The organism is Kitasatospora sp. MY 5-36 (assembly GCF_001182915.1).
Taxonomy (GTDB): Bacteria; Actinomycetota; Actinomycetes; order Streptomycetales; family Streptomycetaceae; genus Kitasatospora.
On record NZ_LFVW01001271.1, the window covers coordinates 1 to 1,084 of the forward strand.

At 76.1% G+C, this 1,084-nt stretch carries 1 protein-coding gene and 1 pseudogene; both read right to left on the reverse strand.

The annotated features are described in order from the left end of the window. Positions 1-399 (reverse strand): annotated as a pseudogene (locus AE652_RS47675) (hypothetical protein); the annotation flags it as partial. Between the two features lie 244 nt (positions 400-643). Beyond that, positions 644-1,084, reverse strand: a 441-nt coding sequence (locus AE652_RS41900) for a DUF6113 family protein (protein WP_369808378.1), incomplete at its 5' end; no start/stop codon positions are given.

A 1,084-nucleotide genomic window follows, 5' to 3' on the forward strand; every position in this document is an offset into this window, starting at 1 on the left:
CTCCGGCGGCAGGTTCGGCGGGGCGGCCTGGCGGCCGCCGTCCTCCATCACACCGAGGACGGGCGAGGTCGGCGCGGACCGGTGCCGCGGGCCGCCCGGTTCGGCGGCGGCCGCCGCCGGGGCGTCATCGCCGGGGCCGTCCTCGTTCTTGACGGCGCTGCGGACGACGACCGGCGGGATCGGACGCGAGCCGGGGATGTTGATCCGGACCCGGGTGGTCAGGGTGGTCTCGGTCTTCGGACCGTCGTCCTCGCCGCCCGACGCGGCGCCCGGTCCGGCGTCCGCCCGGTCGCCGCCGGGGAGCCCCGGTGTGCCGTAGGGCGGGGTGCCCGACGGGTAGGCGTCCGGACCCGTGCGCCGGGGCGTCGGGTGGGCGTTGTCAGATTCGCGGCTGCTCAATGCTGCTCTGCTCCGGGTTCGCGGGCGGGCCGTGCGGCGCGACCGCGGTTCGTGGTCGCCGGGCCTTGACGGGGGCGGGCGGCGGTCGGGTACGGCGTTCTGCGGGACCACCATACTGGGAAGAACAGAGCGGCGAACGGCTTCGGACAGATCCTGATACGTCCGGTTCCTCCGGTATGAGAGTAAGGCCGTACGCTCCTGACTGCGCGTCGTACGCGGTACGGTACGCCGTGCACGACCGGGGTCAGCGCGGGGGGCCGGGCACCCCGGGGAACCAGCTGGTGCGGGTGGGCAGGGTGGCGCAGATCACGCCCAGCACCGAGCCGGCGAACAGCCAGGCCAGCGAGGTGGCGTTGGACCACAGCACGTTGTCGCCCTCGGGCCGGGGCACCATCAGCAGCAGCATCGCCAGGAACCAGCCGGCCGCGGGCGCGCCCGCGCCGAGCCGGGTGCCGGTGACCCGCAGGCCGGCGTAGAAGGTGGCCGCGGTCGCGGCGAGCGCCAACAGGACCCCCACCGGCGGCCACAGGGCCTGCACAAAGGATCCGCAGACCGACACCGCGACGCCCAGCAGGAAGAACAGGGCGTAGGCGGCGATCCGGGCGGCGCGCGGGGGCTGGGGCTCGGCCAGCCGCTCCTCGCGGGTGCCGAGCACGGCGGCGGCGAGCGGGCGGCGGGTCGGCCG